This is a genomic window from Myroides albus (assembly GCF_009711045.1).
Lineage (GTDB): Bacteria > Bacteroidota > Bacteroidia > Flavobacteriales > Flavobacteriaceae > Flavobacterium > Flavobacterium album_A.
Map to the genome: position 1 here is coordinate 1 of NZ_WMJX01000070.1, position 7877 is coordinate 7877.

General features: G+C 32.8%; 8 protein-coding genes and 1 pseudogene. 2 read left to right on the forward strand and 7 right to left on the reverse strand.

Annotation, left to right across the window (positions count from 1 at the left end; all coding sequences use genetic code 11):
* Positions 1-36 precede the first annotated feature (36 nt).
* From GJV76_RS14770 to GJV76_RS14780, 3 genes and pseudogenes are all read right to left on the reverse strand, one after another.
* Positions 37-1947, reverse strand: a pseudogene (locus GJV76_RS14770) (TraG family conjugative transposon ATPase); the annotation flags it as partial.
* The gene (locus tag GJV76_RS14775; RefSeq protein WP_155093360.1) at positions 1931-2275 is read right to left on the reverse strand and encodes a DUF4133 domain-containing protein; all 345 of its coding nucleotides are present in this window, start codon (positions 2273-2275) and stop codon (positions 1931-1933) included. The pseudogene GJV76_RS14770 and the gene GJV76_RS14775, both read right to left, overlap by 17 nt.
* Positions 2276-2286: 11 nt before the next feature.
* Positions 2287-2595, reverse strand: coding sequence for a DUF4134 domain-containing protein (locus tag GJV76_RS14780; RefSeq protein WP_073145514.1), 309 nt, complete (start codon positions 2593-2595; stop codon positions 2287-2289).
* Positions 2596-3076: 481 nt separating this feature from the next.
* On the opposite strand from GJV76_RS14780, the gene GJV76_RS14785 reads away from it, so the two are divergent.
* A complete protein-coding gene (locus GJV76_RS14785) occupies positions 3077-3895 on the forward strand; it encodes a ZIP family metal transporter (RefSeq protein WP_155093361.1) in 819 nt (272 codons plus the stop codon).
* A gap of 88 nt (positions 3896-3983) precedes the next feature.
* On the opposite strand, the gene GJV76_RS14790 is transcribed toward GJV76_RS14785, so the two are convergent.
* From GJV76_RS14790 to GJV76_RS14805, 4 genes are read right to left on the reverse strand one after another with little or no spacing between them, the layout of a single operon-like run.
* Positions 3984-4481 (reverse strand): hypothetical protein, encoded by a 498-nt coding sequence (locus tag GJV76_RS14790; protein ID WP_155093362.1) that lies wholly within the window; start codon positions 4479-4481, stop codon positions 3984-3986.
* Between the two features lie 4 nt (positions 4482-4485).
* Positions 4486-4773 (reverse strand): DUF3408 domain-containing protein, encoded by a 288-nt coding sequence (locus GJV76_RS14795; protein WP_155093363.1) that lies wholly within the window; start codon positions 4771-4773, stop codon positions 4486-4488.
* Entirely contained in the window at positions 4773-5198 is a 426-nt protein-coding gene (locus GJV76_RS14800; protein ID WP_155093364.1) for a DUF3408 domain-containing protein, read from the reverse strand. Before GJV76_RS14800 ends, GJV76_RS14795 begins: the two co-directional genes overlap by 1 nt.
* A gap of 11 nt (positions 5199-5209) precedes the next feature.
* Positions 5210-5977, reverse strand: a complete 768-nt coding sequence (locus GJV76_RS14805) for a ParA family protein (RefSeq protein ID WP_155093365.1) — start codon at positions 5975-5977, stop codon at positions 5210-5212.
* Positions 5978-6886: 909 nt separating this feature from the next.
* Between GJV76_RS14805 and GJV76_RS14810 the strand changes: the two genes are divergently transcribed.
* A complete protein-coding gene (locus GJV76_RS14810; protein WP_155093366.1) occupies positions 6887-7870 on the forward strand; it encodes an ATP-binding protein in 984 nt (327 codons plus the stop codon).
* Positions 7871-7877 lie beyond the last annotated feature (7 nt).

Genomic DNA, 7877 nt, shown 5'->3' on the forward strand with positions numbered 1-7877 from the left:
AAAGGACATTTCTTATGCAACCTTGACGGGCGCACCCTTGATCGCGTCAATTTCAAAGACGATAAAGCGTTTGTTTAAAAGGTCTAATTCGCTTTCTGAGTTTAATAGATAGTCATATTCCCCTCCTTTAAAGTAAGGCTCTAGTACATTTAAAAAGTTAGCTAGATCAAAGTCTTTCTCTCGAACTTGTTTCTGTTCTAACTCCTCTTTATAATCGATTTTGATATACTCATAGAAAGTATTGAAGCTTGGTTTTATGTTGCTGTTTTGAAGTTTTTGAATATAGCCGCTAACTGCATTTGAAAGCGCCACTTCCTCTGCTCGCGAGGGCGGCTGGTCATCGCGCTTCCAAAGAGTTAAGATGAGGGTTTTAATACTCTCTCGTTTTTCAATATCAAATACCCCATCATCAGTATAAAATGGATTAAAGGCAATTGGATTTTCTTCAGTATAGGTGAAATATACCCCGTCCTCCCCTTTTGTTTTTCCTTTAATCAGTTCGCACAACCCTTGATATGAATTCCCTGTATCTACTAAAAGCACATGAGCGTTTTGCTCATAGTACTGCCTTACCATATGATTGGTAAAAAAGCTCTTACCACTTCCCGAAGGTCCCAAGATAAACTTGTTGCGGTTAGTGATAATTCCTTTTTTCATCGGCAAGTCCGAGATATCTAAGTGAATTGGTTTACCAGTGAGTCTATCTGCCATTTTAATTCCAAAGGGAGATAGCGAGTTTTGATAGTTCGTCTCTCCTGTAAACAAGCATAAGGCAGGCTCTATGAACGTGTAAAAGCTCTCTTCACTTGGAAAGTCCCCACTATTGCCTGGCATACCTGCCCAGTAAAGTGTGGGTGCATCTACGGTGTTGTGTCTTGGTACGCATTCCATAGACGCGATTGCGCTCCCTGCATCGTTTTTAAGCTGTTTAAGTTCATTTTGATTATCTGACCAAGCCATTACATTAAAATGAGCTTTGATAGAAGTAAGCCCTTTACTATGCGCTTCATTTAGGTATTCTTCGATCCACTGCTTGTTTATTTGATTTGCCCGACTGTATCTGGCAAGGGAATGCATATTCTTAGCTGACTTTTCAAATTGCTTTAGATTGTATTCACTGTCTTCTACAAACAAATACTGATTGTAAATGTGATTGCAATTAAGTAAGAGTCCAACTGGGGCAGCAAACGATAAAGCCATACTGCTTTTATCGGTTGATAGCTTTTCATAGTAAGACAGATACGATACCTCAGTAGGTAAATCATCTGTACTTGAAAGGGTATGGACAGAAAGCCTATTATCTCCTACTCTAACCTTATCCGCGCTAATTGCAATATCCTGTAAACTTCCTCTTTTAATAGGACTTAGCGTTAAGTACTGCTCCAAGAGTCCACTTTTTTCCTCTGAGCCAATGATGTCTTCTTCTGATAGTTTAGTTAAATGAATTAGTCCACTATCATTTACAATCTTTTCCAATTGAGTCGTGGCTTCTAAAAAACTTTGAATTGCATCTTTATCTCTTATTTCTTTTGGAATGAGTTCTCCTCTTGTGAGTGATGAAAAGTTGCTTTGACTTTTGATTCGCTCCTTGGTAGTCTTAGTAATAAACAAATAACAGCTGTGATTAAGATAAGGACGCTCGTTAAAATGCCTTTCAAAACTTCTACTTAGATAGCTTTGTTCTTCATTTATAAAATCAGCCTCATAGCTCTGTTTTACAAACCAATCTTGTTTGTGAATCACTGTAAACTCAGGGAGCGTTTTAATAGCCTTATGCCACACGCTGTGAATAGTTTCATATTCTTTATCTGAGATAGTAAATATCTCGGGTAAAATCACTTTATAGCAAACCGTGATGTCTCCTTGTTTTGAGACCATACAGTTGTTCTCCACCGACAAAATCGGAAACATCCGCTCAAGGGTGTTTGTCTTAGCTGTATTTCTCATAGGTCTTTAATTTTAAGTTCCTATTGAAATACCCTTTGACATCTTTCCTTGAGATGATATACCTTGGAAAGTATTTTCTAGCTTGAAGCTTCATAAGTCCATACTGACCGTATTTCTTATTCATTGCAAACACTTTGTAGATCAGATAACCCGAAAATCCAAGACCAAAGCTTAAACAAATAAGATTATTTACCCCTGCCATATACATAACCATAACAAGAATAAGATTTCCTAATAGTCCACCTGCAAAATAAAACAGGTATTGCGCCTTGAGTCCTTTAAACTCAACGCTTGCTCCTATTCCCTTATTGATACTATACTTTTTCATAAGCGCATCGTTTAAAGGAAAAATGAACGTAAGATTGTAGCTGCTACAATTAAAAAGATACAAGCCCCAAACCAGCTTGCAGCTGTTTTACTTGTATCGGGATCACCACTTGAGAATTTGTTGTACACCTTTACTCCTCCAATAAGACCTACCACTGCTCCAATAGCATAAATTAGTTTAGTGGCTGGATCAAAATAAGAAGTGACCATCTGAGTAGCTTCTGTGATACCTGCTGCTCCGTTTCCTTGAGCTAAGAGTGGCAAACTACTTAATACAACAAGTAGTAAGAATAGCCTTTGTTTGATTGTTTTTGTTTTCATAAGAATGACATTTAATAAGTTATTATCATGCCCTTTGCATGATACTTGGATAAATGTCTTTGAAAAACGATTTGATGAATTGATTATGGAATTTTGAGGTTGTAGATGGCTTTTGAAGAACCTAAAATCTAATACTTTACACTGATTTACCTTGAATTAATACTACTAATACTTTTAAAAAATCTAATTAAAATTTTATCCTAAGTACATCTTATTGCTATCTCCAATAGCATCTTTTGAAAAATAATCATATTTAGAAAATATTAATTCAATTATCTGATTACAAACCATATAATTCAATAAAAAATCTGGTTGGGATTAAGTAAAATTAGTCTTAGCTAAAAATAAAATTAGATTAATTTAATTTTTATTATTTTTGCTCAAAATAATTTGAAACGTTTACTTACAAAGTCAAATTGATTAGAAATACATTACTCAATTATAGTTTCATAAACCAAATAATATAACTAAATACACAAAAATGTTTGAATCGATACTTTCTTATTTTGAATCTATTGACCCTATTTTAGCAGCTTTATATGCTACACTTTTTACGTGGTTAGTCACAGCTTTAGGAGCAGCCTTAGTATTTTTCTTCAAAAAGGAAAATAAAAAAGTAATGGATGGCATGCTTGGTTTTACGGGAGGGGTTATGGTTGCTGCTAGTATATGGAGTCTGTTGATTCCAGCAATTGATATGAGTGATGGAGAGGGGTTTACCAAGGTAACACCAGCAGTATTGGGATTTTTAGGAGGAGCTGCTTTTCTATTTATGTTAGACAAGATTCTACCCCATTTCCACGCTAATTTTAAACAGATTGAAGGGATTAAATCGCCTTGGCAAAAAACAACTTTGCTTATTTTGGCGATAACCTTACACAATATCCCGGAGGGATTAGCTGTAGGTGTTTTATTTGGCGGTGTTGCGGCTGACATACCTCAAGCGACCATCGCTGGTGCAGTAACACTAGCCATAGGAATAGGCTTGCAAAACTTTCCTGAGGGGATTGCGGTTTCTATGCCTTTAAGACGTATGGGATTAAGTAGACGCAAAAGTTTTTTTTATGGACAATTATCCGCCATTGTCGAACCCATTGCTGGTGTTTTAGGAGCTGTTGCCGTTACAACCTTCACTCCTATCTTACCCTATACACTTGCTTTTGCGGCAGGAGCGATGATTTTTGTTGTTGTTGAAGAGGTAATTCCAGAATCTCAACAAAACAATAATACAGATATTGCGACACTTGGGTTTATTGGTGGGTTTATTGTGATGATGACCTTGGATGTCGCGCTAGGTTAAATCTCCTTAAAATAAAAGAATAACCAGTATACCATTTACAATATACTGGTTATTAATACCTTTAAAAGGACAACAAAAGAGTTGAATTTCATAAAAAATCTGTTAGATTGAAATCTTGGTTTTTATCTAAAACTGATGTAGAAGATTGATTTAATAACACTGCAATTTGTGTAGCTGATCCTTTTATATTCTCTTCTAATAAATCCAACAGATCACTTCCTGATATTTTTTGAACGATTTCTTTTAAAGATTTTTGCTCTAAATTCAAGTCTATAGTATGCTGTTCTAAAGCATTCACCAACGTTGTTATTTCCTTATAATTAACACTTTTGGAAAACACAGTATCTTCTAGTAAGTAAGTGGTATCAAATTCTCTTGCTTCTTCTAGTAAATCAATTTCATCATCTTTAGTTGTTTTTTCAACAACAGTTTTTAAAACTATCGGTTTAGCTTCTCCTAGTACAGTTGAAACACTCTGATTAAAAGATGATGCTTCTTTTTCTTTGAGATCTGTTTTCTTTTGAATTTTATCCAATAGAAGAAGCACAATAACGACTAGAAGACAAATTATAATTAAGACTTCCATAGGCCTAAAACAGAGGTTTGTACTTTTGATCAAACTCCTCAAGAATAATCTCTTTGAATTCTTCAAAGTGATTCATCAATAAGTTGTCCAAATAGGCATAAATAGAAATCTTGTCTTCTCCTATTACCTGAACAATTCGGGTTAGTTTCTCGTGAAATTCTTGACGCATATAAACTGTTTTACCGTCTCTGGCCTTTGTCGCTACTTCTTTAAAAAAAGTATCTACATAACTTTCTTTGCTTTTAGTAATTTGTACTGGAGCTGCTTTTCTAAAGTGTTTGAATTTTCTCATTATAAAATAGGTTTAAATTTATCATTAAAGTATTGGGTAATTTCTTGGTTGTACTCTTTTAAATGCTGTCTTAGAATATTGTCTAAGTAAGAGTAAAGTGTTGTTTTTTCTTCTTTAGCTAATTGCGTTATACGAAGTAGTACTTCGTGATACTCAGGTCTTATATAAACCACCTTGCCTGCTCTTGTTGATGGGAAGTCATTAATCAAAAAGAGTTCTTGGTATTTAGTAATTAAGGTCTCTTTCTTTGTTTTTTTCTCTTTTGTTTGTGATGCTTGTTTTTGTATTACAGGTTCTGTTTCTTTTGTGGATTGAAAGTGTTTTATAGGTTTGACCTCTATATCTCCACTCATAATGTTCATTAAATAATCCTCGTCTACTAACTCTTTCTGAGATTCTTGTTTTGACTTCTTTTGCTCTTTCATTGGGTAAAAATTTAAAGGTTGGTTATCGTTAAAAACTCCTCTACAAATGCCGATAAATTGGTCGTTTTCATGAGACTAGTGTCAGCAGGCAATAAACTTGATCGAAACACGTATTTACCTGTTGCTTCTATTTCTTTTCGAAAGCGTTTACTGTCTTTAATCCTTGTTCGCATAATAGCAATATCCAGCTGCTGAATAACCTTCTCATAGCTATTGTATAAATCAGTTTTTTCTCTTCCATCTACTTGATTCCAAAACAGCCATAATTCTTGTTTTGCTTGCTTGTCTGTATCTTTAGGTAAATTCTCAAAAGCTTTAGTAAAGCCTAAGGTACTTTCCACAACTAGTCGATCGGCGATAATTGGACTAAAGATGAAATCCATTTGGTTTAAAGTTGATAATACTCCTTTGGTATTGGCAGTTCCTGGTAAATCAAAGAACACAACATCAAAAGTCTGATCTAATTCTTTCATTGTGTCTATGGCTATTTCTAAAGCATCTTCCGCCTTGCATTTTACAATGGAATAGGCTTTCTTCTTTAAGGTCTGAAACTGTCTAATTGCAGCTTGTTTGTAATATTCATTATGCATGATACTATCCTTATCACGCTCTCTCATATTGATTAAACTGTTTTGAGGAAAATCACAATCCATCACCAAAACATTATAGCCTAATCGATAATGCAACTGACTTGCTAAGAGTGTTGTTAAAGTAGATTTCCCCACTCCGCCTTTTTGTGTATAAAAGCTAATTTTCAACGGTTGTTTTACTGTTTCCATATTGTTCATTTTTAAAAGTTTACATTTTACATTATGGATAGTTGTAAGTTTTAGTTTGTTTAAAATGCTACTCACTGTTTTAAGTAGGTAATGTTTACTTTACTGTTTAACTGATGCTAAACTTTTTATTTTGTTTTAATTAGGTACTTTTTACCATTTTACTGAGCTTGAGCACAACAATATTTCTTTCTTTACAAAAACAATGCTTACGTTAAGCTTTTTCTTCTTTGTTTTTGCACAACCTTGTAAACAGGTGCTTTTGCAAAACGTAAACTGTAAAAATTGTTTTATCGTTTTCAAACTTTGTACTTTTAAGTTTTTACTAAAAAGCTATTTATAAACAGTTTTAAAGCTTTATTTTAAAGACAATTGCAAAACTTACTTTACTATCTTACAACAAAGAAAGTATATGTATGCTTTGAAAACTTTAAATGGAATTTTAGGGTTGCTCTTGGCACTTTAGTGTCAAATAGTTTGTGATTTATTACTATAAAATCACTTTAGATTTTACGCAGTAAAATTGGTAGATTTACTAATCGAAGGATTAGAGCAAGTTATGTTTTGAGGCACTCGAAATTGAGATTTGAGCTTTCAAAACTACTTGCTCTTGCAGAGGGCTGGAAAACTACTCCGAAGTCGCTATTTTTTTGTTTAAATCGTAGATAGACTCAAAATACTGAGTGATTTACTTAAATTCACAAGAATATTTGAAAAAAAAATAATATGTTTGAATATGAACTATTAAGATGCTAACTGAATATTTTAAAATGTATTAAGTTTGATAACAAGTTAGTATATGCCGATTTGACGAAATATCATTATAAAGGTTTTTCACAAAACGGATAGTAGTATTGTTTATTAAAGAGATTGTTTCGCGTAAACCATAAACCACCGTACTAAATAAATAACATGTCAAAAATAATAGATTTAGGAGTAGAAAAAGACCATATTGAATCATTAACTAAAGCTAATGGTTTAACAGCTATTTCAGAACTTATTTGGAATGCACTTGATGCAGATGCATCAAAAATAAATATTGAAATAAAACCAAATCATCTTGGTGGTTATGAATCATTAGAAATAATTGATAATGGACACGGATTAGAATATTCAAAAGGTCAAGAGATTTTTGGTAAACTTGGAGGTTCAGAAAAAAAGACAAAGAATCAAAGTCCTAAAGGAAGATCTTATCACGGAAAAGAAGGCAAAGGAAGGTATAAATCTTTAGCAATTGGAGATTTAGTAACTTATACTAGTACTTATAAAAATTCTAACAACTCAAAAGAATTTACAATTGTTTTAGATAGAAATAATTTATCACATTCTAAATTTAGTGAACCAAAAACTGTTACAAGTAATGATAAAAACTCTGGAGTCAGTGTCTTAATTGAAAATACTAACTCGGAAATTGTTCATCAAATTTATGATGAAAAAAACAGGAAAGAATTATCACAAAAGTTTGCATCATATTGGATAAATTATCGTGATTTTAATATTTATATTAATAATAAAAAGTTAGAATTTGAATCACTAATTAAAAATAGTGATGAAACAGAACACTTAGTTCATACCGAAAATTTAACTCACAGATTTAAAATTAAAGTAATTGAATGGAATTTTGACATAAAGAAAAAAACATATTTATGTAATAAACAAGGAATTCCATTTAGAGAAACTAATCTTGGAATTCGTTCGTCAATTCCAATCTCAATATTTATTCAATCAATTTATATTGAATCATTGCATCGAGATAACAAAATCGATGTACAAGAATTCGATGAAGTAATGGTAAATGTTATAAATGAATCTAAAAAATTTGCTCGTGAATATTCTAAAAAAAGAATGCATTTTTATTCATCTGAATGTATCCACCCTAGCAAGTACATCTTGTGAGGTATAA